This is a genomic window from Paenibacillus sp. JNUCC32 (assembly GCF_014863545.1).
In the GTDB taxonomy this organism is placed as follows: Bacteria; Bacillota; Bacilli; order Paenibacillales; family Paenibacillaceae; genus Paenibacillus_AQ; species Paenibacillus_AQ lautus_A.
Genome location: NZ_CP062260.1, coordinates 2847632 through 2873415, shown reverse-complemented (window position 1 = coordinate 2873415; position 25784 = coordinate 2847632). Strand labels below are relative to the sequence as shown.

22 protein-coding genes, 1 pseudogene and 1 other annotated feature are annotated in these 25784 nt (G+C 50.0%); of the genes and pseudogenes, 15 read left to right on the top strand and 8 right to left on the bottom strand.

Features of this window, described 5'->3' with window-relative positions:
* Positions 1-384: 384 nt before the first annotated feature.
* A complete protein-coding gene (locus tag JNUCC32_RS12670; RefSeq protein ID WP_192572288.1) occupies positions 385-966 on the bottom strand; it encodes a hypothetical protein in 582 nt (193 codons plus the stop codon).
* Positions 956-2404, bottom strand: a complete 1449-nt coding sequence (locus tag JNUCC32_RS12665) for a MocR-like pyridoxine biosynthesis transcription factor PdxR (RefSeq protein WP_192572287.1) — start codon at positions 2402-2404, stop codon at positions 956-958. The genes JNUCC32_RS12670 and JNUCC32_RS12665 overlap by 11 nt, the downstream gene beginning before the upstream one ends.
* A 145-nt stretch (positions 2405-2549) precedes the next feature.
* Between JNUCC32_RS12665 and JNUCC32_RS12660 the strand changes: the two genes are divergently transcribed.
* A complete protein-coding gene (locus tag JNUCC32_RS12660) occupies positions 2550-3167 on the top strand; it encodes a LysE/ArgO family amino acid transporter (RefSeq protein ID WP_096773455.1) in 618 nt (205 codons plus the stop codon).
* 98 nt (positions 3168-3265) lie between these two features.
* Positions 3266-4078: pseudogene (locus JNUCC32_RS12655) on the top strand (sugar phosphate isomerase/epimerase family protein).
* A gap of 99 nt (positions 4079-4177) precedes the next feature.
* On the opposite strand, the gene JNUCC32_RS12650 reads toward JNUCC32_RS12655, so the two are convergent.
* Positions 4178-6025, bottom strand: coding sequence for an ABC transporter ATP-binding protein (locus JNUCC32_RS12650; protein ID WP_096773457.1), 1848 nt, complete (start codon positions 6023-6025; stop codon positions 4178-4180).
* Positions 6018-7754 carry an ABC transporter ATP-binding protein gene (locus JNUCC32_RS12645; RefSeq protein ID WP_192572286.1) on the bottom strand — a complete coding sequence of 579 codons (1737 nt, stop codon included), beginning with the start codon at positions 7752-7754 and terminating at the stop codon, positions 6018-6020. The genes JNUCC32_RS12650 and JNUCC32_RS12645 overlap by 8 nt, the downstream gene beginning before the upstream one ends.
* A gap of 193 nt (positions 7755-7947) precedes the next feature.
* Between JNUCC32_RS12645 and JNUCC32_RS12640 the strand changes: the two genes are divergently transcribed.
* From JNUCC32_RS12640 to JNUCC32_RS12630, 3 genes are all read left to right on the top strand, one after another.
* On the top strand, positions 7948-8874 hold the full coding sequence (locus tag JNUCC32_RS12640; protein WP_192572285.1) for a M15 family metallopeptidase: 927 nt from the start codon (positions 7948-7950) through the stop codon (positions 8872-8874).
* Positions 8871-9431 (top strand): VanZ family protein, encoded by a 561-nt coding sequence (locus JNUCC32_RS12635; protein ID WP_192572284.1) that lies wholly within the window; start codon positions 8871-8873, stop codon positions 9429-9431. The genes JNUCC32_RS12640 and JNUCC32_RS12635 overlap by 4 nt, the downstream gene beginning before the upstream one ends.
* A gap of 61 nt (positions 9432-9492) precedes the next feature.
* Positions 9493-9876 carry a hypothetical protein gene (locus JNUCC32_RS12630; protein ID WP_096773521.1) on the top strand — a complete coding sequence of 128 codons (384 nt, stop codon included), beginning with the start codon at positions 9493-9495 and terminating at the stop codon, positions 9874-9876.
* Positions 9877-10008: 132 nt separating this feature from the next.
* Here JNUCC32_RS12630 and JNUCC32_RS12625 read toward each other — a convergent pair whose 3' ends face one another.
* Entirely contained in the window at positions 10009-11235 is a 1227-nt protein-coding gene (locus JNUCC32_RS12625) for a nitrate/nitrite transporter (RefSeq protein WP_192572283.1), read from the bottom strand.
* A gap of 437 nt (positions 11236-11672) precedes the next feature.
* Here JNUCC32_RS12625 and nirB point away from each other — a divergent pair, with 437 nt between their 5' ends.
* The 4 genes from nirB to JNUCC32_RS12605 all read left to right on the top strand — a co-directional run bounded on the left by nirB (position 11673) and on the right by JNUCC32_RS12605 (position 17580).
* Positions 11673-13826, top strand: coding sequence for a nitrite reductase large subunit NirB (gene nirB, locus JNUCC32_RS12620; protein ID WP_192572282.1), 2154 nt, complete (start codon positions 11673-11675; stop codon positions 13824-13826).
* 31 nt (positions 13827-13857) lie between these two features.
* Entirely contained in the window at positions 13858-15978 is a 2121-nt protein-coding gene (nasC, locus tag JNUCC32_RS12615) for an assimilatory nitrate reductase catalytic subunit NasC (protein WP_192572281.1), read from the top strand.
* Between the two features lie 74 nt (positions 15979-16052).
* Positions 16053-16275: a binding site (T-box leader), on the top strand.
* A 43-nt stretch (positions 16276-16318) separates the two neighbouring features.
* A complete protein-coding gene (locus JNUCC32_RS12610) occupies positions 16319-16786 on the top strand; it encodes an HIT family protein (RefSeq protein ID WP_192572280.1) in 468 nt (155 codons plus the stop codon).
* Positions 16783-17580: a PP2C family serine/threonine-protein phosphatase gene (locus JNUCC32_RS12605; RefSeq protein ID WP_192572279.1), complete on the top strand. Its 798-nt coding sequence runs from the start codon at positions 16783-16785 to the stop codon at positions 17578-17580. Before JNUCC32_RS12610 ends, JNUCC32_RS12605 begins: the two co-directional genes overlap by 4 nt.
* A 75-nt stretch (positions 17581-17655) precedes the next feature.
* Here JNUCC32_RS12605 and JNUCC32_RS12600 read toward each other — a convergent pair whose 3' ends face one another.
* Positions 17656-18876 carry an RNA polymerase sigma factor gene (locus tag JNUCC32_RS12600; RefSeq protein WP_192572278.1) on the bottom strand — a complete coding sequence of 407 codons (1221 nt, stop codon included), beginning with the start codon at positions 18874-18876 and terminating at the stop codon, positions 17656-17658.
* A 194-nt stretch (positions 18877-19070) separates the two neighbouring features.
* Here JNUCC32_RS12600 and JNUCC32_RS12595 point away from each other — a divergent pair, with 194 nt between their 5' ends.
* Complete coding sequence (locus JNUCC32_RS12595; RefSeq protein WP_192572277.1) at positions 19071-19472, top strand: hypothetical protein; 402 nt, start codon at positions 19071-19073, stop codon at positions 19470-19472.
* 91 nt (positions 19473-19563) lie between these two features.
* Here JNUCC32_RS12595 and JNUCC32_RS12590 read toward each other — a convergent pair whose 3' ends face one another.
* On the bottom strand, positions 19564-20475 hold the full coding sequence (locus JNUCC32_RS12590; RefSeq protein ID WP_192572276.1) for an aminoglycoside phosphotransferase family protein: 912 nt from the start codon (positions 20473-20475) through the stop codon (positions 19564-19566).
* A gap of 238 nt (positions 20476-20713) precedes the next feature.
* On the opposite strand from JNUCC32_RS12590, the gene JNUCC32_RS12585 reads away from it, so the two are divergent.
* Both JNUCC32_RS12585 and JNUCC32_RS12580 read left to right on the top strand, forming a co-directional pair.
* Positions 20714-21028: a DUF1904 family protein gene (locus tag JNUCC32_RS12585; RefSeq protein ID WP_192572275.1), complete on the top strand. Its 315-nt coding sequence runs from the start codon at positions 20714-20716 to the stop codon at positions 21026-21028.
* A 151-nt stretch (positions 21029-21179) separates the two neighbouring features.
* Complete coding sequence (locus JNUCC32_RS12580) at positions 21180-22124, top strand: aminoglycoside phosphotransferase family protein (protein ID WP_192572274.1); 945 nt, start codon at positions 21180-21182, stop codon at positions 22122-22124.
* Positions 22125-22215: 91 nt separating this feature from the next.
* Here the strand turns inward: JNUCC32_RS12580 and mraY are convergent, their stop codons facing one another.
* The gene (gene mraY, locus JNUCC32_RS12575; RefSeq protein ID WP_176502375.1) at positions 22216-23166 is read right to left on the bottom strand and encodes a phospho-N-acetylmuramoyl-pentapeptide-transferase; all 951 of its coding nucleotides are present in this window, start codon (positions 23164-23166) and stop codon (positions 22216-22218) included.
* Between the two features lie 434 nt (positions 23167-23600).
* Between mraY and JNUCC32_RS12570 the strand changes: the two genes are divergently transcribed.
* The 3 genes from JNUCC32_RS12570 (at position 23601) to JNUCC32_RS12560 (ending at position 25624) form a co-directional block, all read left to right on the top strand.
* Positions 23601-24146 (top strand): phage lytic cycle repressor MrpR family protein, encoded by a 546-nt coding sequence (locus JNUCC32_RS12570; RefSeq protein ID WP_228468948.1) that lies wholly within the window; start codon positions 23601-23603, stop codon positions 24144-24146.
* 120 nt (positions 24147-24266) lie between these two features.
* Positions 24267-24800 carry a GNAT family N-acetyltransferase gene (locus JNUCC32_RS12565; RefSeq protein ID WP_176502377.1) on the top strand — a complete coding sequence of 178 codons (534 nt, stop codon included), beginning with the start codon at positions 24267-24269 and terminating at the stop codon, positions 24798-24800.
* Between the two features lie 158 nt (positions 24801-24958).
* Positions 24959-25624: an NUDIX hydrolase gene (locus tag JNUCC32_RS12560; protein ID WP_228468947.1), complete on the top strand. Its 666-nt coding sequence runs from the start codon at positions 24959-24961 to the stop codon at positions 25622-25624.
* Positions 25625-25784: the final 160 nt, after the last annotated feature.

The window sequence follows — 25784 nt, the reverse complement described above, 5'->3', positions numbered from 1 at the left end:
ACATCTATAGTAGAAAGTTCCGGTCGGCTTTGCAAAACACATAAACTTGTATAAATAACAGATAAATCCATATTCGTGTCAATGTATGTAATTTTATGTGTTCAATTTGTTACAAAAGGGGAGGGTTGTGAGCGAAATCATTGTAGTGGCGCGGTTTTGAGGCAGTTCATACTTTGTTCAAACATTCACGAGAGTTACCAGTTTCGTCACAATTCCGGGCCTGTTTTTCACTGGTTTCACCTCCTTAACCTGCCGAATAAATCCCAGTACTGATAAGGGTTTAGACGTGAAAGTGTAATTTTTCACAATAAAATCGAACCCGATTTTTATTTCCAGTTTACTTATTTAACCAAAAGGCTCGAAGACGCTTGTGATATGATATAACTAAAAATTGGAACGTGATATTTTGCTGGGAATTGTGAAACGCTTGACAGGAAAGAGAGGGGAGCCGGTGCGGTCGTTCTGGATATGGTTTTTATTTCTTGTTTTGAGCTGGCTTTGCGCCTTCGTCCCCGTGCTGCAGCATGTTGATCCGGATCCATTGCCTTGGCGATTGGGAAGCAGCGCCATTTTTTTCACGGGCTTCTTTTTGGCGCCGTTGTTCCGCGCCAGGCCTGCAATGCTATTTGTCACACTGCTCGCAACGTCGGTATTTTCGGTAATCTCCTTGGGACCCGCGAGTACGGATGCAACGAACCCGTAGGATATTTGCGATGAAAGCTGAGTGAACTCGATGAAAGTGAGTGTTCTGCAAAGTTTGCTCGACGGACTTCTCAGCATGGTTAATTGCTGCTCATCGGGGTATTGTGCATGGGTATTGGGATCAATCTGATGGAACGGCGTCATGTGTAGGCTGCAAGCAAGCATAAACGATAACATGATGGCGCGCTGAATAAAGAAAGGGCTAATCCGGGAGGGTACGGCATTCCTCGGAATAGCCATTTGCTTTTGCTGTTTACAACACATGGAGGCGAATAAGCTCCGCAAGCCGAATAAGTCCCTTCTCCAGTTGATCGTAGGAGGCGTAGGCAAAAGATAACCGCAGATGCTGCTGGTCGTTACGGTCATAAATATTTCCGGGATTGAGCAGCAGGCCTTCCTTCAACGCATGCTCGAATAACGTACGAATGGAGATCGGCTTTGCGATGCGGAGCCAAACATAAAATCCGCCTTGGGGTTTATTCCAGTGGGCAATATCTCGAAAATATCGTTCCAGCAACGACAGCGTAAAGTCTCTGCGTTTCATCAGCTCTGCCCGGGTCTGAACGAGATGCTTCTCATAGGATCCGCTCGAGAGCCACTCCGCGACAGCATGCTGGGACAGCGAGCTGGACCCGTAATCGGTCTGCATTTTAATGTCGGACAGCCGATCGATGACAGGCTCCGGCCCGACGACCCATCCGATGCGCAGACCGGGCCCGAGGGTTTTGGACATGCTGCCCATATAGAGCACGAGTCCTTGTTTATCCGAAGCTTTCAAAGGGGGCGGAGAGGGAGTATCCAACCATAAATCGCCATACACATCATCCTCGATGACGGGCAATCTTTCTTGGGCACAGATTTGCAGCAGCTCCGTCCGTCTGTCGGAAGACATCATCGTGCCGGTAGGGTTATGAAAGGCAGGGATCGTGTAGAGCAGGGCGGCTCTGTGCTGACGCTTGAGCCTTCCGATAGATTCCGTTCTGATCCCTTTGGCATCCATCGGGATGCCGTGCAACTGCATGCCAGCCGACTGGAATACATGAATCGAGTTCAGGTAAGTGGGATTCTCCACCAGGATGGCGGAACCGTGATGCAGCAGCCCCAGGGAAATAAGCTGCAAGCCCTGCAGCCCGCCGGAGACGATAAGAATGGAAGAAGGAGAGGCGGATATCCCCTTCTTATTCAAATAATCGCTGATGATTTCCCTTAAGTATAGGCTGCCTTTCGGTTCCGAATATCCCAAAGTGAAACGGCTGGACATGCTGCCGTTAAACGTCTCCCGCATTTGGGCGGTCGGGAGGAGCTCAGGCGAAAGCTCGCCAGTACCGAGTCGGATCACTTCGGGATCGGTTTCCGCACGGTTGATCTGCTGGATCATATGGATGTTCGGCTGGTAGGAGCCGGATTTCACGTATTGATTCCAATCAGGCGGGGGCGTGGCGGCCAATACGCTCCAAGTATTGTTCACAATAACCGTGCCTTGTCCCACCCGGGATTCTATGAAACCGTCAGCCGCAAGCTCACCCAAGGCATAAACGATGGTGCTGCGGTTGACTTGAAATTTGGCGGCGAGCTCCCTCTGCGGGAGAAGTCGGGTTCCGACCGGCCATTCCCCGTTCATGATTCGGCTCTTCATGTGATCATAAATTTGCTGATGCAGGGGCACTTCGGAAGCTTTATTCAATTTCCATTCTTCTGTCATGGACAACCTGCTTTCTGACAACGTTTCTATAGTATTATGCCCAGTTTACATCATTGGTTGGGTCGAAAACCAACCAATTGGTTGGAGACGCAGTCAAGCACCTCCATTACAATGGTGAAAATATGTACTGGAGGTTTGCTTTCAAATGATAGGCGTTATACTTCATGGATTCATTCTGGCTATTGGCCTAATTCTTCCCTTGGGCGTGCAGAATGTGTTCGTATTTAATCAAGGTGTCGTCCAACCCCGGTTTATTAGGGCGCTGCCCGTCATTATTACCGCATCGTTATGCGATACGCTGCTGATTTCATTGGCGGTGTTGGGCGTATCCGTGATCGTTTTGGAATATGAATGGATCAAATTGACGTTATTTACATTGGGCATCTGCTTCCTGGTCTATATGGGAGCGGCGACGTGGAGGAGTAAGCCTTCAGGTCAGGACCCGGAAAGCGCCCGTTCGTTCTCTCCCAAGAAGCAAATCGTATTTGCCATGTCCGTGTCGCTGCTAAATCCGCATGCGGTTCTGGACACGATGGGCGTCATCGGCACGAGCTCGCTTCAATATGAAGGGGCGGACAAAGTGATTTTTACCGTTATATGCATCGCCGTCTCCTGGTTGTGGTTTCTGGGACTCGGAATTGCCGGCAGGGCGGCCGGAAGAATGGATCCGTCAGGCAGGCTGCTATTCGCGCTGAACCGAATATCGGCGGTGATTATGTGGGGGACGGCCGCTTATCTCGTCTTTCATTTGATTCAAACCTAGTGAGGAGAAATTTAGAAGGGACTGAGAATTTATGCTAATTAAGGAATAGAAAATGTGGTAAGTTTGTATGTAACCCGGGAATAGGAGGAGGCAATGCGATGAACATTTCGATTGGCGGCTATTCTTTTTATAACACGTTTCTCGACGGCAAAATGGATGTGTTCGGTTATTTGGAGACGGTGAAGTATCGATACCGAATGGATGCGGTTGATTTGTGGAACGGTTTTTTCATCGATCGAAGCGGCCCCATATACAAGCTTGCCGACGAAAGCTAGATACGGAAAATCAGGGAAGCGCTGGATGAGAAGGAGATGAGCGTGGTTAACTTTGCTGTTGACGGGGCTCATCTATGGGATCCCGACCCGGACATGCGGGAGAAGTTGTATGAAAATGCGCTTGCCCATCTGGATGCCGCAGAAATTTTGGGGGCCGAAACGGTGCGGATCGACACCGGCGGCGGTTATAAAGAAGCGGAGCCAATGCCGGACGAACAATTCGAATACCTGGTTAAGCGCTATCGGGAATTGGCGGAGCGTGCAGGGGATAACGGTTATACGGTAGGCCCGGAAAACCATATGGGCGCCTCCCTGCTCCCACGGGAAATGAAGCGGATTGCAGAGGAAGTCCGGCATCCGGCTTTTGGTTTCCTGCTTCACCTAGGAAGATGGAGGGCGGATGAGGCCGAAGGCGACGAGATGGTTGCCCCGTGGACGGTGCATACGCATTTCGATGCGAAGACCGCGGTTCATCCCGATGCGGAGGAGAAGGTGCGCTGCCTGCTCGCCGGGGGCTATCAGGGATATTGGGGCGTCGAATACAACGCGCCGGGCAACCAATACGTGGAAATGGAATGGATCATTGGGGCCGTGAAGCGGATCGTGAGCAATGCCGGTCGAGTCGTACAAGAATGACATGATGTTTTCTCTTAAGGATAAAAAGAGGACCGATTCTAGAGAATCGGTCCTTGAATGATTTTGCCAGTAGCAGCTAAAGAAAACTTCCAACACCCGTTAGCTGGTCAGCTTAAATTGGCTGTTGTACAACTCGTAGTAGAAGCCGCGCTTGGCCAGCAGCTCTTCATGTGTGCCGCGCTCCGCGATTCCGCCATGATTCATGACAAGAATCTGGTCGGCCTCGCGGATCGTGCTTAGACGATGGGCGATGACAAAGCTGGTCCGGCCTCGCATCAGGGCGCGCATGGCGGTCTGAATATGCATCTCGGTTCGGGTATCGATGCTGCTGGTTGCCTCGTCGAGAATCAGAATAACGGGATCGGCAAGCACGGCGCGAGCGATCGTCAAGAGCTGCCGCTGGCCCTGGCTCAGGTTGCCGCCGCCCGACAGGAGCTGCGTATCATAGCCATCGGGCAGCTTCATGATGAAGTCATGCGCATTGGCAAGCTTGGCGGCGGCTTCGATCTCTTGGTCCGTGGCATCCAGCCGGCCATATCGAATGTTCTCCCGGATCGATGCCGAGAATACATAAGCATCCTGAAGCACGATCCCCAGCTGACTGCGCAGACTGTCTTTATCCAGTTGGCGGATATCGCTGCCATCTATGGTGATTACGCCATCATCTATCTCATAGAAGCGGGTGAGGAGATTGATAATGGTGGTTTTGCCGGCGCCTGTCGGGCCGACGAGCGCAACGGTCTCACCCGGCCGGGCGGTAAGCGAAACGTCCCTCAGAATCGGGACGCCTTCCTTATAGCTGAAAGACACATGGTCGAATCGTACCTCGCCATACATATCGTCCGCTTTTTTCGTCTGTTCATTGCCTTGGTATTCGGACTCCGTATCGATAATCTCAAAGACCCGTTCTGCCCCGGCAACCGCGGACTGCACCAGGTTGAACTGGTTCGCCAGATCGTTCAAAGGCCGTTGAAACTGCTTCGAATAATTCAGAAACGCAACGACGACCCCGACGGTTGTGAAATCCTTGAAAGCCATGTAGCCGCCAACCGCTGCTATCAAGGCAAAACTGACATTGTTCAGCACGTTCATAACCGGCCCGACCGTGCCCGAATAGATCTGGGCTTGAATGCTGGCGTCGGTCAGCTTTTTGTTCATGTCATCAAACTGGGCAGCGGCATGCCGTTCGCGGCGATATACCTGCACGACCTTTTGGCCCGAAACGGTCTCATCAATGAATCCGTTAAGCTCACCCAGCAAGCTTTGCTGCTTGGAAAAATGCTTTCTTGTCCGGCTTGCCACCGTCTTCGTGAACAGCATGACGAGCGGTATGGTCACCATGCTGAGCAGCGTAAGCCATACGTTGAGGTACAGCATGATGGCAAGGGATCCGATCAGGGACAGAACGCTGGAGATGAGCTGGGTTACGCTTTGATTCAACGTACCGGAGACATTCTCGATATCATTGGTCGTGCGGCTCATCAATTCGCCGTGCGTCTTGCTGTCGAAGAAGCGGAGCGGCAGGACTTGAAGCCTTGCAAAGATATCCCGCCGCATGGCCAGAATGGACAGCTGGGAGACTTTCACCATGACATGCTGCTGAAGCCATGCCGTGAGCGCGGTGCCAGCATAAACGGCAAGAAGTATCGCACATAACCCCATAAGTCCTCTGATGTCTCCCGGGATGATGTAATGATCCACGGCGTTCCCCAGCAGATAAGGGGCAATCAGTGAGAGCAGCGTCGTTACGAGCGTGAATACGAAAACAGCCATCATGCCGCCTTTGAACGGACGGATATAGCTCCATATCCGGCGTATCGTATCCATCGTATGTTTCGGCTTGGCTTTGGCTATCGTCATTCCGCGGATGGCGTTGCCGCCTCGCATGCTAAGGTCCGGACCGTCCGTATGATGGGCATGCTTGGAATCCTGATTCGGTTTAGCCATGAGAAGACACCTCCTTGCCGAATTGCGATCGATAAATGTCCTGATATACTTCACAGGAAGCAAGCAGCTCGTGGTGCGTGCCCTTCGCGATCAATTCCCCGTCATCCAGCACCAATATCAGGTCGGCGTCGATCACGGATGAGATCCGCTGGGCTATCATAAGGCAGGTCCGGTCTTTCATCAGACGGGCCAGCTCTTTCCGAAGCCGCGACTCCGTTCCCGTATCGATGGCGCTGGTGCTGTCATCAAGAATCAGAATGGCGGGTTGAAGCAATAATGCCCGCGCAATGGATATCCGCTGTTTCTGTCCGCCGGACAGGTTCACGCCGCGTTGTCCAAGCACGGTATCGTAGCCATCCGGCATGGAAGTAATGAAATCATGCGCTTGGGCAGCTTTAGCCGAGGCCATTACTTCTTCATCGGAAGCGTCCGGTTTCCCGTAGCGGATGTTGTCCCTTATAGTGCCTGTAAAAAGGATGGATTCTTGCAGGACGATGCCGATTCGTTCGCGCAAAGCGGACAGCTCCATTCTCCGCACATCGGTTCCGTCGATTCGTATCTGCCCGGAGGTCACATCGTACAGACGGGGGAGCAGGGATACCAGAGAGGTTTTACCCGAACCTGTTGCACCCATAATGGCTACATGCTGTCCTGGTAGAACCTTGAAACTGATGTCGCGCAGTACGGGCCTCTGCATCTCCGAGTTATAGGAAAAGGTAACGCGGTCAAACATGATCTCTCCTTGCTTGTACGCATCGGTTGCCGGTTGAACCTCGTTCACAATTTCGGATTCTGTACGCATGACCTCATGAATACGGTCAGCGGAGACCTTGGCCGTAGAAATCCGTACCAGCATCATGGCCACGGAAGAAACCGAGAACAATACCTGCGTGACATAGTTTATAAAGGCTACCAGGCTACCGACCTCAAAGGATCCGCCGATAGCATCCTTTCCGCCGAACCACAGGACGGCCACGATGCTGACATTCAGAATCATGGTCAGGATGGGCATGTTGAGCGCAACGATCCGCTGGGTTTTAACCGAAACTTGCGTGAAGTCGTGGTTCGCATCATGAAATCGGTCCTTCTCGTAACCGGCACGCACGAATGCCTTGGAGACCCGGATTCCGGCGAAATTTTCCTTCAATACCGTATTCACCTTATCGAGTTTCTTCTGAACGGTGGCGAACAAGGGCAGGGTAGCCCGGATCAGGAAAAACATCACGACGAACAGCAACGGAACGGCAATAGCCAGAATGATGGCCAGCTTGGGGCTGATGATCACCGCCATGATCATGCTTCCTATGGCAAGAAACGGTGAGCGTACGAAGATGCGCAGCAGCATCTGCACCATCGTCTGAAGCTGAACGATATCGCTCGTAAGCCGGGTGATGAGCGACCCGGTTGAGATGTCGTCCAGATTGCGGAAAGACAGGGTCTGAACTTTGCGGAACAAATCCCGGCGAAGGTCGGCGCCAAAACGCTGTGAAGCAATGGAAGAATAAATCGTGCACCCGAGACCTCCAAGCAGCCCGATGGCTGCAGCTCCCAGCATGAGCAGCCCTGTACTGAGGATGTGTGGCGTATCGTTCTGCATGACGCCGCGGTCGATAATGCTGGCCATCAGCATGGGCTGAAGCAGATCCATGGCGACCTCCAGCAGCATCAATAGCGGTGCAAGCAGGGCCGCTGTCCAGTGAGGACGTAAATAACGAAATAGTTTAAGCAAGAATAATGGCACCTTCTTTATTCTTATTAGTCTAAATACCAAGGTAAGCCATGGGCTTCAGCCTTGTCAAAGGGTAAAGAGCGAAAGCCCGGGAGGGATTCGCATCTCTTAAGAAAAACTTTAACTTTTCCCTACTTTTCCTTAAACTATATTCTTTAAGATGGTGGGACAAAGATAGAGGGAGTTGTTGAAATTGAAGAAGGGTTTGATATTGCTCGTGATCTTCCTGTTGGTCGGATGCGAGCCCGCACTAACGGAGACGCCAAACGCGAATGATAACGAAGGAACACATAAGGAACAGGATATGAACGCTGGCTCCGACGCGCAGGCGAATCCTCAATCAGAATACGATAACGATGGGAATAAAGCGGCTCAAACGGTCTCAGTGACAGATGAACAAGTAACGCAGGGGAATCTGGTTTTGGTCAACAAGGATCACCCGCTGGATCCGGCAGCCGTACCGACGGATATCGTGAATTTGTTTCACGATCAAGACTTAATGAATGGTTACGTCGTTCTTGACAACACGATCCGTTTATCGCGCACTGTGGCGGAGCGTTTTGGCGATATGATCCAAGCAGCAGGAGAGGACGGGGTCAATCACTTCATGATCAGCAGCGGGTACCGGGATGAGAGCGAACAAGAGGCGTTATATCGCGAAAAAGGCGCAGATTATGCATTGCCACCAGGCTACAGCGAACATAACCTTGGGTTATCCATGGATATCGGATCTACGCAGAAGGCGATCGATCAATCTCCGGAGGGCGAGTGGCTGAAGAAGCATGCTTGGGCGCATGGATTCATTTTGAGATATCCCCAGAACAAGACGGATGTCACAGGGATCCAGTATGAGCCGTGGCATTTTCGTTATGTTGGGCTTCCGCACAGCATGATCATGCACGAGCTGGATTTTACGCTCGAAGAGTATCTGGATTTTCTCAAGGAGAAAAAAAACTATAAGGCAACCGTAAACGGGAAGGCCTACGAAATCGAGTACGTACCCGTCCAGGCGAAAGAAACGGAAATTGAAGTTCCGGCCGGCAGCGAGTATGAGATATCCGGCAACAACATCGATGGCATGATTGTGACGGTGCAGCTCGGCAAGGATGAGAATGAATGAAACTAACGCCTAAATGGATGGTATTATTGCTGTATGCGTTGTATGTATATGTGCTGGTCAAAATCATTCTGTTCAAATTCGGCGACGTGAACATTTCGTTTCTGTGGCATCAACTGCAGCGTTCGATGGATAATCCCGAATATATGCAGAATCGATTGCAATTTGCCAATTTTACGCCGTTTAAGTCCATTCATCAAAATATGAAACGACTCTCGAGCCCGCATGACGTGATCAATCTGTTCGGAAATATCGCGATTTTCATACCCAATGGCATATTCGTCAGTGTATTGCTGAAAAACAAGTGGATGGGATGGCTTGGCGCTTTCGTGACTTCCTTCGGGCTAAGCCTTGGGCTGGAGTGCTCGCAGATTCTCTTTTCGATGGGAAGCTTTGATGTGGACGATTTAATCCTGAATACGGCTGGCGGGGTGATAGGCTGTTCCATGGTCCTCGTCTTAAAACTAACCTTATCGGAAAAACAATCCCATATTGATGAGGGTAGGGGCGGGAAAGGCAAGCCGTTATCGGGGGCGAAGAAGCAAGAGGCCTCATCTTGAACCTGATGATGAGTACCGATTTGACGTTGAAGACATATCTATAAAGGCGGTGGTTATGATCGTGAATAAACGCTGGAAAAGGATCTTGTTCGGTTCCATCGGATTGGTCTTTGTCATGTTCGTCATAAATATCGCATTATATATCCATTCGATCGGTTGGAATAATATCAAACTGATGTATTCGCTTCATACCACCGACAAATCCGTCGTTAAGATTGATGATCCTTCGAACGGCCATGGACTGTATCTTACGAAGATGAGGCAACCGGCTGAAATGATTAAGGAGCGGATGCAGCGCGAGGATTGGCATTATGTAATGCAAGAGGGCTCCGGCTATTTTTTTGAAAAGGATGACCAGGATGTCGTGGTGACAACCAAGATATGGCCGAATCGTTATTTTGTCAGAATTTCGGTTCAGCATGACGTCGTGAATTTAGCCGACTGATGGCATGGCCGTTATCCCAAACAAAAAAAGCATCGATAAGATGCTTTTTTTGCGTGGGTGCCCGCTAATCGACCGTTTCTATGGCAATATGCCGTGAAACGGTCGCAGCGTTAACATGGATCTCGCTTTCTCTCACGCCTCGGCCGATCCGGTCTGCGCGCCGGATGGCACGCCGCGGAGCCAGCTGCGCCGCCATTTCAGCTGCATCACAATCGTAAGGGCCAGCGATGCGGCGGCAATGAAGCTCAGAATGATGAACCCGGCGGTGTATGAGCCTGTCGCTTGGTACAATCGACCCAATATCAGCGGAAGCGCGTAGCCGCCCAAGCCTCCGGCAGCCCCGACAATCCCGGTAACCAGGCCGATCTCGCCGGCAAACCGTTGAGGGACAAGCTGAAATACGGAACCGTTCCCCGCGCCCAGGCACATCATGCCGATAAACAGCAGCGTGACGACAAGCCATAGCGGCGGCAAGAAGGAGACGCCGATCAGCATAATGGCAGCTCCGGCATAGAGAAACATCAGCATTCGCGAGCCGCCGATACGATCGGCCAGAAAGCCGCCTACAGGACGGAAGAAGCTCCCTGCTATGACGCAGATCGTTGTAATGTCCGCAGCCTGAACCGCGGAAAGGCCATACTGGGTGTTGAAGAAGATCGTTAAATAGTTGGCGAGCCCGACAAAGCCGCCAAACGTCACGCAGTACAGGGCACAGAATACCCAAGCATCGCGCTGTTTAAGCACATTGCCATATTCGGACAGCCGTTTGGGGGCAGGCCGATTCGGACTGTTGCGGGCAAACAGCGAGAAGTAGATGAAGACCAATACAATGGGAATGATGGCAAGTCCGAAGACAATCTCCCAGCTTCCGAAATGCTGCGCCAGCCGGTTGGCGAACAGGGTCGCCAGGACGGTGCCGCTGTTCCCGGCTCCGGCGATTCCCATCGCCAGGCCTTGATGTTCTTTGGGATACCACTGTCCCGCAAGGGGAAGTGCTGCGGCGAACGAAGCTCCCGCGACGCCGAGAAGAATCGCAACGACGTACAATTGATCAAGGGAATCTACCCATAACCAGCCAAGCAAAAGAGGGACCAGCGTGACGATCATCCCGATCTGAGCCGTTAGCTTCGGGCCGATGCGATCGGCAAGGAAACCTAATACGAGCCGAAGTATCGAGCCGCCAAGAACGGGAAGTGCCACCAGATTTGCCTTCTGCACCGGATCCATCGGATAATCTCCGGCAATGACTACCGCGAGCGGTCCGAGCATGCCCCATATCATGAAGCTGATATCGAAATACAAAAAAGCACCGAACAGGGAGGGCTTGTGCCCGCTTTGCCAAAATCCTTTCTTCTCCATGGTTTTCGCTCCTTATCCAAATGTGTACGTTCTCTATACCTGGTGCGGATCTTCAGATGCAGGCATAAAAAGGCCGCAATTCGCCCATTGCAGAACGACTTGCGGCCTCGTTGCCCAAGACGCAGACACGTCATTGTGTCTTCCGTCTGTGAAATATATGATTTTGCTGATTCACATTATAGATAACAGGTCAAATGAATGTCAATATACATCACACAAAAAATCGAATAATTATTAATCATTAAAATTCCGATGAATATATGTCATATATCTTGACGTATCGAATTTCGTCAACTAAGCTAGATGTATGTTACGAATACCAATACGGCACAAGGATGTGCCCGTTTTGAAGGCAATGACGCCCTTTCCTGTTCCCAGGGAAAGGGCGTTTCGTATTTTCTTACATGAAAGTGACAAGGGTAGAGTGGAGGTAATTCATGAAGAGAAAGAAGCTCATTGTTGTCGGAAATGGAATGGCAGGGATACGATGCGTAGAGGAAATACTCCAGCTTGGGCCGGAGCTTTTCGATATTACGATATTCGGCGCCGAACCTCGCCCCAACTATAATCGGATTCTGTTGTCCAAAGTCCTTCAAGGCGAACATTCCCTCCAGGATATTATCCTGAACGACTGGTCTTGGTATGAGCGGCATGGCATCCGGTTATTGACCGGTGAAGCCGTTCATCATATCGATGTCAAAGCCCGCTGCATCGAGACTGTCTCCGGTAAACGGGAAGGTTATGATGCATTAATTCTGGCAACAGGCTCATCCCCTTTCGTTCCGCCTATCCCCGGGACGGATAAGGAAGGCGTCCTTTCATTTAGGACGGTGGATGATTGCACGAAAATGACCGAAATGTCCAAGGTCTACACAAAAGCGGCCGTCATTGGCGGGGGATTGCTGGGGTTGGAGGCTGCCCGGGGACTTCTCCATCTCGGCATGGAAACCCATGTGGTTCATAATGCCCCTTACATCATGAACCGGCAGCTGGACCGGACGGCAGCCCATATGCTGCAGCGGGAGCTCGAAAGCCAAGGGATGCGATTCCACTTGGCGATGGATACCACGCGAATCGTTGGCCGAACAAGGGCGCAGGGGCTTCGGTTTATCGACGGAACTCGGCTTGATGCGGATGTAGTGGTGCTTGCCGTAGGGATCAGGCCTAACGTGGAGCTGGCCCAGAGAAGCGGTCTGCTGACGGGGCGGGCTATCCTGGTGGATGACTACATGAGGACAAGTGAGCCGAATATTTATGCGGTGGGAGAATGCGCGGAGCACCGGGGGATTAGTTACGGCCTAATCGCTCCCCTGTATGAGCAAGGAAAGGTGCTTGCCCGGGTTATCTGCGGCCGGCAGGCCGAGCCTTATGTCGGTTCGATTCCTTATTCCCAGCTAAAAGTCTCGGGTGTGGATGTATTTTCGGCCGGCGCGATATCGGGGATCGATGCGGAAACCGCCATTCAGCAATACGATGCCGTAAGCCGCACGTACAAAAAAGTGATCATGCACAAAGGCAGGGTTACGGGTGCCATTTTGTTCGGAGACACGACTGAGGGTTCCGCGCTGTTGTCCATGGTGAAGAAGGGCGCGGCTGTCTCGGAGCTTATCCCGCAAGAAGGCATTGTAAGCTCGGCGGAAGCAGCTGCACAGACGCTCCCGGATCATGAAACGGTGTGTGCTTGCAACGGCGTGAGCAAAGCGGAGATCATGCAGGCCGTTACCGATCGCAATCTCCAAAGCACGGATGAAGTTAAGCAGCTGACCAGGGCATCCGGTTCGTGCGGCGGCTGCCGGCCAATGGTGGATGCCCTGGTCAGACATGCGCGAAGCGGCAAAAAGAGGGCTTCGCAGAGGGCGGCCATAACGCAAGGCGAGATTCCCGTATGTGAATGCACGAAGCTGGGGCACTCCTCATTGAAGCAAGCGATTACCCATGCGGTGAGTCAAGGCTGTCATACGATATCGGATTTCATGCTCCATCAGGGCTGGAAGAAGCCGGGCGGATGCATAGTCTGTCGGCCAGCCCTGCGTTATTACCTTGAAATGACGGGGATAGGGAACGGTGATGAACCGGTTCGGAAGACTTGGCATGATGTCTCCGATGCGGATCATGGACTCTACCAAGGCGTTCAGGTATGGATGGAAGACACGGAAGGCTCGAGGATGGAGGCGGCAGGCATTCGGCGCATTGGAGAATGGCTTCGCCTTCGCTGGCAAGAGGTATCGCTGCCTTATCCTGTACATGCAGGGGTGTCCGATCGTCTAGCATCGTCCGTCAGCATACTGGTTCAGGGGATCGGAATATCGTCTTCGCCCGCAGGCTGGGAGGTTTATCTCGGCGGACATGCGGACCACCCTGTCCGTGAAGGACAATTGATCGGCGTTGCTGAACGTGAGGAACATGTAATGCAGCTCGTATCCGCTTGTTTGCAGTGGTACCGGCAGAACGGCTTGTATGAGGAGCCGATGTGGAAATGGGTGGAACGTACGGGTGTGACCTCGATCCGGGAGCATGTTCTGGACCACGATCTGCAAATAGAGCTTGCAGAGATGCTGTCTCGGCGGGAATGGAAGACACAAGTGGGTTAAACAAGCGAAAAATAGGGAGAGGCGGTCAGTTATGGTTTATTCGGAATCGTCCGCTGCGGGAGGAGCTGCGGCCGTGGTAGAGACACAATGTCCGTTTTGCAGCGTACAGTGCAAGATGACGGTTGAAGAGGAAGAGAAGAGCGTCCCGGGACGGTTCAGGGCCAAGTATAAGGTGGAGGGGATACCGAACCTCGCTTCCGAAGGCAGGGTGTGCGTCAAAGGCATGAATGCGCATCAGCACGCAGCCCATTCCCAGCGGCTGCAGCATCCACTGATCCGTTCAAACGGCGAACTCGTTCCTTGCTCTTGGGATGAAGCGATGGCCGTGATTAGCGATCGATTTCAGGCGATATCCGAGAGATATGGTCCCGATGCCAATGCCGTCTACGGCGGCGGGTCCCTGACCAACGAAACGGCCTATTTGCTCGGGAAATTTGCCAGGGTGGCGCTCGGTACCCGGTATATCGATTATAACGGCCGTTTCTGCATGTCGGCCGCAGCTTCTGCCGGGAGCAAAACCTTTGGAATCGACAGGGGGCTGACGTTCAGGCTGTCCGATATTCCTCTTGCCCGCTGCATCGTGCTGGCCGGCACCAATATAGCGGAATGCCAGCCTACGCTGCTCCCTTACTTCAACCAGGCCAAGGAGAATGGGGCGAAGATCATCGTCATCGATCCGCGCAGAACCGCAACGGCCGCAATAGCCGATATGCATTTGGCGATCAGACCTGGGACGGACGCCATGCTGGCGGATGCGATGCTGAAGATGATCGTGGATGAAGGTCTCATAGACGAAGGCTTCATTCAAGCAAGAACTACGGGTTACGAGGAACTGAAAACCTATTTGGGCAGCTTCGATTTATCTCGGGCCGCCGATTTATGCGGATTAGATGTGGAGCTGATCCGGGAGGCCGCCGTATCCTATGCTATGGCGGATACCGGGATGGTGCTGACGGCCCGAGGGGTGGAGCAGCAGACGGATGGCCATCTTGCGGTACGCCGTTATCTGAATCTGGTCTTGGCAACAGGAAAAGTCGGGAGGGAAGGCTGCGGATACGGGGCGATCACCGGTCAGGGAAACGGCCAGGGAGGAAGAGAGCATGGGCAGAAGGCCGATCAGCTGCCAGGCTATCGATCGATCGAGAATGAGGAGGACCGGGCATATGTTGCCTCCGTGTGGGGCGTTAAGGCTTCCAGCCTGCCTGGAAAGGGCGTCTCTGCCTACGAGATGATGGAGCTGATTCATGAAGGCGAAATTAAGTCGCTCTTCGTGATGGGGTCCAATCCCGTTGTTTCGAATCCGAATGCGGGGCTTGTGGAGGAAGGCTTGAACCATCTCGATTTTCTGGTGGTTGCGGATATGTTTATGTCCGAAACGGCCCGATTCGCCGATCTTGTCCTGCCGGTAACCTCCTATATGGAAAATGAAGGTACGCTGACGAATTTGGAGGGACGGGTTCTTCTCCGGAAGGCGGCGCGACCGGCGCCTGGGGAGGCCCGTCATGACTGGATGATTCTATGTTCGATCGCAGACAGATTGGGCAAGGGTGAATATTTTGACTTTCATGAGCCCGAAGAGATATTTAATGAGCTGAGGCTTGCAAGCAAAGGCGGCATTGCAGACTATTTCGGCATCACCTATGATCGGTTGCGCCGGGAAGAGGGAGTATATTGGCCGTGTCCCTCTGAAGAAGAATCGGGGACGGGGCTTCTGTTTCGGCAGTCGTTCGCCCATCCAGACGGAAAGGCCGTGTTTTCTGTGACGCCGGGGAATCCATGGGTGGGGGTGTCCGAGGAGTATCCGCTCATTCTGACCAATGGCCGTCTTCTGTCACACTACTTGACGGGCGTGCAGACCCGGAGAAGTCCTTCCCTGCTTGCACGCGAGCTTGAAAATTTCGTGGAGATCCACCCGATTATCGCGCAGCGTTACCGAATCCGCGACGGGGAGTGGGTGGAAATCGTGTCGGAGCATGGACGTTTTTCCGTACGCAGCAGGATTAAAGAACATATAAGAGAAGACACGCTGTTCGTCCCGATGCATTGGGGCGGCGTGCAGAATGTCAATCATGCGACCCGGCCGGAGCTGGATCCGTTCTGCAAGATGCCCGGTTTTAAGACAGCAGCTGTCCGGATACGGTCATTGAGGTAAGGGTGATGCAACAATGAGTCCGTTCTTCATTGACAGGATGAATATGGAAAATTATAATAGGAACAATTTTATATACAAACACAATGATTGGGAGTAGTAGAAATCGTTCATGGTTCAGAGAGCTGCAGCAATGGTGAAATGCAGTCCATGAGGATTCCGAAGCTCGCCCATGAGTGGTGAGGCAGAAATGGAGTATGCCTTGACGTTTAGCCTTCGTGATCGGGCTTCAAGCGGATTTGATGAAGATCGGATCAAGTAGAGTGGTACCGCGCGGGTAGTTAGCCTGTCGTCTCTTATGGGATGGCGGGCTTTTTATATTTTATCGAAGGGAAGGGTTCATATGGTTAACGCGAAAGAGCGCGATTGTTTTATCTGTCGAAAGCATCGGGGAGAGATCCAGCTACCGGGGGGAGCGATTTATGAGGATGAGCTGCTCTACGTAGGCCATATTTCTTCCGATTCCAACGAAGCTTATCTGGGATATATTATGATCGATATCAAGCGGCATGTATCGGGATTAGCGGAGCTGCGGGACGATGAGTCGGCCGCCGTCGGCCGGATGCTGACCCGGGTGAGTCGCGCCTTGAAAGCATGCTTAGGCGCGGAACATATCTATTCCTTCGTGCTGGGAGATCACGTCCCTCATCTGCATATCCATCTGATTCCGCGTTATCCGAATACGCCCCCGTCTTATTGGGGGTTTGGAATCAGCGGCTGGCCGGAAGCCCCTCGAGGTGATGCCGCTCAGATCGAAGAAGTGTGTTCGCGAATCAGGCGTTGTATGGCGCAGGATGAGGTTTCTCCATGAGACCCTATATCGTGAAGTGGCACGGCAGCTCCAGCATGTTCCTCGACGATCCGCAGACGATTGCGGTTTCCCATGGGGTACTGGGCCGGTATGGCGGCAGCTCGGCAGCCGGGGCGGATAAAAACGAGGATGGCGCTTATATCTGGATCGATGCGGAATCTGATTTGGAATTCGTCCTGCTGCTGGATGCCCATGAAACCGATGAGAGCGCCCAGCTCGTCTTATCCTATATCGATGGGGCCGCTTCCGAGATTGCTGGCATCCTCCGAGAGCCAATCGAGCAGTGTTTTCAAAACCTGCATGACTATTTGCTGGGCATGTTGACTTCCGAACGCTTTCGCGAGGATTGCAGGGGAATTGCGGGTGAAACTTCCTGTCTGCTATGCTGCAGACGCGAAGAATACTTGTGGTGGTTTAACGTCGGGGATTGCCTGCTTTATCTGCTTCATCCCGAATTGACGGCGCTCGGGCAAACCTTGCTCAATCAACGGAATTTCTACGAATGGATAGGGAAGGTAAACACCTTCGATAAGCAGGTCCCTTGTTATTCCACGGGCGTAAGAGAGCTGCGCTCCGGGAAAAACGTGATTGTATTAAGCACCGATGGCGCTTTAGAATGGGGACCGTTATTTCTGGAATATATGAAACAGCTGCGTGGCGTTGATCTGGAAAAAGGCGTGAAGGATTTCATGCAAATGTCGCATGAACGCGGGATCAAGGACAGCGTCACCATGATTGCATGGCAAGTGGAGCTCGAGCATCATCCCAGCTATCCATCCGATGGTTCAAGATAGGAAATGCATGCAAGGCATGATGAATTCAATTGAAAAAGGCTAGGAAACCCGGTCAATGACCGGGTTTCCATTGATTTAATTAAGCTGGTGCTGGAGATTTTTCGTCCACTGTTCATGAAGATCTTCCTTGGAAAGATGGAAGATGCCGTAATAATCATCCGGATTGCGAATGAATTGGTTCAATGAATCTAACCCGTATTTTTCAATCATGAACGCAACGATCAAATATGAAAACTGAAATCCTGTTTTGCCGAAATCCCAGGAATCATCATTCAGATCCTCGAAGCTTGGAAATGCCCGACTAAGAATGGCTTCGGTCGTCGTGCTTCGGATGAAGTCTTCCGACATCTGCTGAGCTTCGTACCCCCCGATGCCCTGACGGATCCATCTAGGTGCCAGCGGATTAATATCACTAATCAACCACATGGCATACAAGTGCAGGGTGGACCGGAGGATCGAGTGGTAGGTATGCTCGGGTCCCGGGTTCAAGGGCGAGACGATTTTTAACGTGCAGTTATCGAACGTGCCCATGAACCAATTAGGTGCATCGCTTTCGCCTACGGCTTGATGGAATGTGGGCAGGTCGGGATAAATTTCAATAACGATTTTGCGGGAAGGCTGATGATTATATTTCGCGGCCATCTGTTCTACATTATTCTTGAGTTCTTGAAACAGGTCCTGATGCACCTTGTTCTGATGATGATTTGCCTCACTTTTACTTTCAATGGATATCAAGTCGAGTATCGACATAATCGTGATGTCACCCCATTCTCTTAATTCTTTCTTCAGCTTCGCTAAGGACCGATACAATCGGTTTTTCACCGCACTCTCGCGCATGCCGACAATCTGGGAAATTTCCTGCAGCGTACAATCCACAAAAAATCGTAAAGATATGATCTGCTGATCCCGTTCGCTTAACTTCTTAAGCGCCGCTCCGATATCAATTCGAATATCAACATAACCTGCAAAATCAAGGGAGATGGACTGCGATTCAAAACGTGTAAAGTCATAAGGTTTTTCATTTTTTCGCGCTAAACTTCGATACTCATTTTTGACTGTGTTTTGAGCAATTTTGAAGATCCAAGTGAACAGACTGGATGTTCCGTTAAACTTATCAAGGTTCTCCATTGCCTTTAAAAACACTTGCTGGGTTAAGTCATCTGCCGCCGTCGGATTCAATTTCAGTGCGAGATAATGCCGGATCCTCGGGCGATATTCATCATACGTATCTTCAAATGTTCGTTTTGTTCCTTGATTATCCGGATAACCAGGGAGTTTGTCATGAGCTCTAGACATGGATAAGAACCTCCTCTTGACCTTACAGTTTATTAGACACCGGAGGTATGCAAAAAGCCACAGTGGAACGAAATATTCTCGGAATCTAGGTTTTTATGCATTTATATTCATCATCCTATAAAGGCACAAGAAAGAAAGGCGTTTTGTGCATATGATGTCATCATCATGTATATGGGAAGCGAGGTGATCCTTATATGCCTTCGAAACGCGCAAGGAAGTCCAGATCCGCTTCCAAACCGAGACCGCCCCAGCATTGGGTAGGTCAGCCGGTCGTGGTCGTTCTGAAGGACGGCAGCTATTACGTCGGCGAACTGAATCAGATCCAAGGCGGGGAAGTGACGCTATCAGGGCTCCGGGCCAACAATAAGATGCCGGCTGCGATTGCCCGAAGCGGAGACAAAGCGCAAATATCCGGATTTTTAAGCGACCTCTTTGGCGGACCTCCAAGCGCTGCGTCAGCCGAAGGAGCCGAGGAGGGAGTGGCGGCTGCGCCTGCAGGCCCTCTCGGCTTCCTGGGACAGATCGTGCCTCATATTAAACTGGGCATGAACGTGATAAAAGCCATCATGCCATTAATGGGAGTGTTGAAAATCTAACCAAGGGCAAAGGTCTGATCGAACAAAAAGAAGCTTGAACCCTCAAGCTTCTTTTTGTTATGCCGTTTGATACAAAAATCTCATGGATGCATCAAATCGAGATGGCACGCTTCATAATCGATTTGGCTTCCTGTGCAACGGCTTCGTCCTTATCGTCGATAGCCTGCATGAAGATGAGCATGGGGATATAAACGGCGATTAAACGAGCCAGCACTTTCGTTTCTTCGTCCACGCTGCCATAGGCTTCAAAAAATCCCTCCCTTGAAGCCGGAGGCAAGAAGCTGTAAGCAATGCTCAGGTCGCAGGCGGGATGTCCGATGCTGACGTCGCCCCAATCGATGATGCCGGAAAGCTTGCCTGTTTCGTCCACCAGCATGTTTTTGAAATGGAGATCTCCATGAATAAGAATATGTCGCTGCTTGACCCGATCCAAGGAAATGCCGTGCAAATAGTCGGCGATCTCCTTCATTTCTGCATCCGTAAAATGGAGGGCAAGCCGGGCTAGAAAGTCCAGCATTTTATCTTTGCGCCCAGCGAGATCGGTCAGATTACGATGGTCCACCGCTACACCTTCTTGCTGCGCTATGTCCACGGGAAAGGCATGCAGGTTCTTCAGAAAGCGCGCGAGCGCTGCCGCCGACTGCATCCGTGTTTCATCCGTCAGTCCAATCGGAAACGAACCGGAAAGATAGGTGTACCCCAGAAAAGGCGCGGGGTAGTCTGCGCTTTCTTTTCCGAAGAAAAGGGGCTTAGCATAGGGTAATGTTATGTAATTCGCCAGCTTGGGCAGGATTTTGGCTTCGGTTTGAAGTAAAGGGATGGCAAATGCTCTTCTGGGAAAACGAAACACATACTCTTCGCCGATGCGATAGACGGTATTGTCCCAGCCGCTGCCGATCTCTTGGATGGGTAATGAGGACAGCTGGGGGAATTGACGGTTAAGCAGCAACCGGACTAACGGCTCCGTCACTTCCCATTCGGCATCCCATGGATTTTGTCCCATATTCGTCTTCACCTCCATGAATGAATAATTTCCACGAAACGGAACACTTACTCAGTGTATCGGAATCGCATCGTACGGGCAACGGAAAGGACAGCTGTAATTGAACTTTACCGGCCAATTTAGATATCTGTATCATAGTGATTCCTTTCACAATAACATTATTGTATAGTAGAAGAGAGATAAAAGTCACTTGCGGACATCCAGAAGACCAATAAATCGATGAAATGAAGGGATAAGTGTGCCATATTTACGTTTTAAAGGATTTTCAGAAGTTTTCCTCGAAGAAATAACGCCAACCGTAGTTGAAACATTCGCCGGTATTGTTCAAATTCCGAAAGAAATCGTGAAAATCGAACAGCTTCCATATCGGATCATTACGAATACGCCGTTATCCGTCGAAATCCTGATGTTCCAGCGGGCTCAGGAGACCCATGATGCGATTGCGGCCAGCATACACCAGATCCTGTCGGAGCACGGGTACCGGAACGTACATATATTCTTCGTGATTCTCAATCGGAATCTCTATTATAAAGAAGGCAGGCCATTAGAATAAAATAAGATATGATGAGTGAAAACAAGGATGCTAGAAGAGCATCCTTGTTTTTTTAATTAAAATGAATGATGGACTTTATGTCATATCTTCTTACCGTTATGATATATCAAAGAGATTATGAGGCATGGTAAGTGCATGGATAGGAGGAAACATGGACCGACTACAGGGCATTTTGAAGGAATATTACGGTTTGGCTCATCCCGTTATTGTACCCCAGCAGGGCGGTTGGGCTGCGCTTGCTTACAAAGTGAGTAACGGCGCACAGGACTATTTCCTGAAAGTTTATGAGAAAAGCCGGGCCTCCACGCCCAAATGGACTGCGCTGATTGACGAATATGTTCCGATCCTGCTGTGGCTTGAGGAGCATAGTCGATTAAAGGGCAGCATTCCGGTGCCGATGCTGACGACAGACCGACGTTATCGATGCAAGGATAACGAAGGCATTTATTTGTTGTATGAATATATCGACGGGGACACGATCGCAGACCGCAAGCTGACGGAGAATCAAGTGAGACAACTGGCAGAGATCATCGCTGAGCTCCATCGTTACGGGGAGGATTTTCCGCTGGTGACAAGTGCCATGACGGAAAGCTTTACGGTGCCTTTTCTTGGTCAGCTAAGGGAGGCTCTGGATACGAAGAAGCCGGTTGACATCGGTGAAGTCGTGAATCCCCATATCGACAGCTTGAAGGGTTTGATGCTTGATGTGGAAGCGCTGTCCGAAGCGTTGAAGAAACGCGATCTTCGCCTGGCACTGTGCCACACGGACGTGCATGCCTGGAATCTGATGTCGGATGGTCAGCAATTGATATTGATTGACTGGGAGGGGCTGAAGCTGGCGCCGGTCGAAGCCGATATGATGTTTTTTGTCGATGAACCCTATTTCGAATCATTTATGAGGATTTATAAAGAAACGCATAGCGATTACGTGATGAACAGCGAGGCGCTGACGTTTTATCAAGGCAGACGTAAATTGGAGGATATCTGGGAGTTCATGGAGCAGCTGCTTTGTGATGTCCAGAATGACGAAGAACGCGCGTCCACGCTAAACAGCCTGAAGAAAGAGCTTGAAGAGATCACGATGTCTAAATCCTAATCAGCGTTGGGTTTCAATATGTAAAAAGCCTTCTGGCAGAGTTCGAGGCATCTACCAGGAGGCTCTTGCTTGGCTTGTCCATCGGAATGGTTCACATGACGTATTTTGCCAGCACCCAACAGAGCAGAGCCATAAACCAGGAGACAAAACCGAAGATCATCACGATTTTATTCTCGCTCCAGCCGTACTTGAGACTGAAGTGGAAATGGATCGGGGCCATCCGGAACAGGCGCAGCTTGGTCCGTTTGTAATACCATACCTGCAGGATAACCGAAAGCTGCTCCGCCAAATAGATCAGGAACAGCAGCGGAATCAGAATTTCGACCTTCTCGATCACCGCCAGGAATGAAAGGGAGCCGCCGATAGCGAGGGATCCCGTATCACCCATAAAAGCCCGGGCCGGATGAATGTTGTAGAGCAGCAAGCCCAGCAGACAGCCGATCATGACCAGCGAGAACATCTGAACCTCCGGTTTATCGGAGATCAGGAAGAAGAAAAAGTAGGTCGGAATGGCCACATTGATCAACAGTCCGTCCAAACCATCGGTAAAGTTGATGGCATTCGCCGAGCCTACAATGAACAGCAGCATGATGATAATGTAGACGCTGATCGGCAGGTGAAGCTGGAACCCGTTGAAAAGCGCGATATCACTAGTCAGGGAGAAGGACTGGAACAGGACATACAATAATGCCCCGGTAAACAGGAACTGAAGCACAAGCTTCGTTCGGCCGGATATTCCGGACGGGTCCTGCCACGCTGCTTTTTTGAAGTCGTCCATAAACCCGATCGAGCTGAACAGAAGAAAGGTGGAACATAAAAAAACGGTCAGCGGCGTAGGCTGAAACTGCAGCGACATCCCAATGCCAATCAACAAAATAAGGCCAGCCATCAACGGTGTCCCGCGTTTGGCCTGATGATCGGGAGGCAGCTCGGTCCGGATCGGCTGCGTTAGCTTTAAGGTGCGCAAACCCCAGATGAGCAGCGGCGTAAATAGCGTCACCAGCAAGAACGATAGTCCGGATACACCCAGAATTCCATTCATCTCATACACATCGCTTTCTATCCATTTCCGTTAGTTCATTGTATTTCGATGGAATGGACAAATATTCCTCCTGATTAGAAGTTAATAAAAAGAGTAACGCATCCTATTCTCGACGGGGAGACGTTAATGATCGGGAGCTTACAACGTCGATTGCGGCGACTGTAAGCTCTTTTTGCTTTCCAATAATTAGGTTACTGCTATAATGGGAGGGTGGAAATGTGAGATAAAAGCTTATTGTAGTCAAGTCCATCGATTTCACACTTTTGTACATTCAGAGTTATTCCTTGTACTTACTTCATAGGAAATGTTCCCATTCCTATGTTAATCAAGCGCTCAGCGCGATCAAATTCTATGCTCAAAAAGTACTATTGCATGAGGAATCAGTCTCTTATGTTCGCCCTAAGAAAGAAAAGAAGTTGCCGAATGTGTTATCGATGAAAGAAGTGATGTTGATCTTAAAAGCACTCGATAATTTAAAACATCGTGCGATCCTATACCTTACCTATTCCTCAGGATTACGGGTAGGTGAAGTGGTCCGGTTGAAAACTCAAGACATTGACTTCGAGCGAAAAACGCTTCGAGTTTCTCAAGGAAAAGGTCGAAAGGATCGTCTTACGCTATTATCCGATACAGCTATGGATATTGTTCAACCGTATTTACAACAAGAAAAGTCCGAGAAATGGATGTTCCCAGGTCAACACCCAGAGCGCCATATAACGGAACGAACGGTTCAAAAAGTGTTCGAACAAGCACGTACTGCCTCTGGAATCCAGAAAAAGGTTAGTATTCACGCCTTACGCCATTCATTCGCTACCCACCTGTTGGAAGGTGGAATTGACATTCGCTTCATTCAAGAGTTGCTCGGTCATCAAAGTGTACGCACCACCGAAAGGTACACACATGTGAGTGTGAAGGACATAAGAAGGATTAAAAGTCCGTTAGATCAATTGGAAGTGGAGATTCAGGGAGAAAAATCGTAAACATGGTTGGTGAAGGAGTGTTCACGAACTTCGTAAACACCTCAAGAGATGATATTTTTGCGAAGTTCGTGAAAAAGACGTTACATGAAATCAATGCTGTTTATTTTGGAGGATCATTCAATGAAGGTTTATTTAGAAGCATTATCAGAACAAGATTTTACAACGATCATAGAATGGATAAATCAAAAAGATGAAGATTTCATCGTACAATGGGCAGGTTTAACTTATTCCTATCCATTAACCATAGAACAATTGAAAGCACATTACAGTAAAGGAATAAATACGATTGAATCGGATGTTTTTATATATAGGATCAAAGAGGCAAAGCAATTTGTTGGCACAATACAACTTTGCAGGTTTAATAAAGATCTTGAAGAGGCTGTAATTGGAAGATTTTTAATTGGTGAAACGCAAAATCGAGGAAGAGGAATTGGAAGCAAGGCATTAAAGGAAATTGTAAAGATTGGATTTGAACAATTCAGATTAAAGGCAATAAATTTAAACGTATTTGATTTTAATATATCGGCAATTAGATGTTACGAGAATATTGGTTTTGAGAAGATGAATCGTAAGGAGAATGTATATCAAGATAAAGCAGGACGCACATGGAATAATATCGAAATGAAATTAATTAAAGATAATTTTGTGGGCTAATTCGAGAGGGCACTGACATCATGTAACATAATATTCACGCATCGGAGCCTGGTGGCTCCTCGGTCAGTGAGATGTGATCGGCAGAGGAGTAGATTCAGCGGACACATCCGCACCGACTAACCGCATCGCGGCCGCAGACCCTGGGGGGCCTTAAGTCGGTGGGACGTCGTGAATACGGGAACGTTATAGGAAATTTGGGCAAAACATATATAAACAAACTGAGCCAGGCAACTGGTGATCTTTGTAATGCTCGAATAGAGACATCGAATAAAAGGATTGATCTGATGAAATTAATTAGAAGAATTACTGATAGTGATATTTTCGGTGGAACTCCTGAATTGATTGAGTCGGTATCACGATATGCTTCAAGAGGTGTCCTAATTGATGAAGAGATGAATGCAGCTATGATGTATATGTCAGAAATTAATCTATACAAATTGCCAGGTGGAGGAATCGAAGAAAAAGAAACAATAGATCAATCATTTTTAAGAGAGATTAGAGAAGAGACTGGATATGAAGCTAAAGTATTCCATGAACTGGGATATATTGAAGAACATAAGAAGAAAAATGATTTTATGCAATTATCCTATTGTTGGATAGCATATGCAAGGAGAAGAGTCAGCGCTGTAAAACTTAGCGAAAGCGAAAAGCAACTTGGAATGGTGGTTAATTGGATGACTTTAGATAGGGCAATGGAATTGATGAATGAGTCATTGATAAACTGTAATGATTATTCAACAAAGTTCATGATTCTGCGTGATAAGACTATCCTAAATATTGCATATGAAATATTAAAAAGGAACGAAAGTGAACATTTTAAGTGACTCGAGGAAGGCCCGAACATCCTATAACATCATATCCACGCTTCGGAGCCTTACGGCTCCTTCGGTCCGCCCGACGGGAATTGGCAGGGGAGCAGAATCAGGCGGACACATCCGCACCGACTAACCGCATCGCGGCGGCTCCTTACGGAGCCTTAAGTCG